The organism is Aeromicrobium phragmitis, assembly GCF_003674095.1.
Classification (GTDB): domain Bacteria; phylum Actinomycetota; class Actinomycetes; order Propionibacteriales; family Nocardioidaceae; genus Aeromicrobium; species Aeromicrobium phragmitis.
This window is the reverse complement of sequence record NZ_RDBF01000144.1, coordinates 1-389: the sequence shown is the minus strand read 5'-3', so window position 1 is coordinate 389 and position 389 is coordinate 1. Positions and strand designations below refer to the sequence as shown.

The window sequence follows — 389 nt, the reverse complement described above, 5'->3', positions numbered from 1 at the left end:
TGTGGGAACGCGGCGAGGAACTGGCGACGATCTGCCAGACGTGGCTCGACGGAGCCCGTCAGCGGCTCGCGGCGGCCTCGGGCGAGAGCGTCGAGAACGGCACGAGCAACGCCACGTAGTCCTCGGTGTCCTCGGGTGAGGCGGTCGAGCGCACGACCGTCGTGATGTCCCCGTCGGTCAGGGCGTACACGATCTCGTCGCGGGTCTCCCCGACCCGCCACTCCCGGCCCTGCAGCGACACCTGCTGCCCGTCGTCCTCGACGGCGCGGCTGTAGGCCTCACCCTCGCCGTCGCGCAGCTGACGGATGCCGAGGAACTGGTCATCGTCGGTCAAGACTCCCATATCTCACGTTCCGGCATCGATGCGCGCGGAGTTGGAGAACCAGCCG

Annotated in this window: 1 protein-coding gene; it reads right to left on the bottom strand. The window is 69.2% G+C overall.

Annotation, left to right across the window (positions count from 1 at the left end):
- Nucleotides 1-58: 58 nt before the first annotated feature.
- A complete protein-coding gene (locus D9V41_RS18375) occupies nucleotides 59-343 on the bottom strand; it encodes a DUF4245 family protein (protein ID WP_208006926.1) in 285 nt (94 codons plus the stop codon).
- Between the last annotated feature and the right edge of the window lie 46 nt (nucleotides 344-389).